Consider the following 716-nt stretch of genomic DNA (forward strand, 5'->3'; position numbering starts at 1 on the left):
TTGCATGTATTAGGCACGCCGCCAGCGTTCGTCCTGAGCCAGGATCAAACTCTCCATAAAAGTTCGTTTGACTTGCTCATTCTAAAGCTGACATTTATTTAAGTCACTGTCAGTGACTTCTTATTCGCTCGATGTTCAGTTTTCAAAGATCAAACTGTCTTGCTCACCCAACCTTATGTTTTGCGGCCGGAATAAGAATATACCATGTTTACTAGTCATAATGCAACTTGTATTTTATACCAGTTACTTAGAACTGAGTTTTCATGTAATTTCTTAACTTAATCCGTCGAAGACAGAAATATAATGTAACACGCACCAGAACATAAAGCAATGGTATATTTAGGACTGTAATACAAGTAATCTTGAAGGGAACTTCTAGTACAGCTAACTAAAATTAGAAAACAAAAAAGAGACCTTAGAGAACCAAGGTCTCTCTATTGTGCTTGGCAACGTCCTACTCTCCCAGGACCCTGCGGTCCAAGTACCATCGGCGTTGAAAGGCTTAACGGTCGTGTTCGAGATGGGTACGCGTGGTTCCCTTTCGCCATTGTTACCAAACGGAAAAACATATTCAGGTTTACAGCACCGCCAAGCGCTGTAGATCGAGAACGATGTTCGACCGGGCTTGCCGGTGTTCGCATCTGTGTCTTGATCCCTGAAAACTGGATGTGAAGTAAAGTGTAAGTCTGCGCAGACTCTGTTCATTCAGAGTATTT

At 42.2% G+C, this 716-nt stretch carries 2 rRNA genes; both read right to left on the bottom strand.

The annotated features are described in order from the left end of the window. Positions 1 to 60, bottom strand: a 16S ribosomal RNA gene (locus ACFSUF_RS22865); the annotation flags it as partial. A gap of 381 nt (positions 61 to 441) precedes the next feature. After that, positions 442 to 558 (bottom strand): 5S ribosomal RNA (gene rrf / locus ACFSUF_RS22870). Between the last annotated feature and the right edge of the window lie 158 nt (positions 559 to 716).

Source organism: Paenibacillus gansuensis, from assembly GCF_042684925.1.
Taxonomy (GTDB): Bacteria; Bacillota; Bacilli; order Paenibacillales; family DY6; genus Paenibacillus_N; species Paenibacillus_N gansuensis.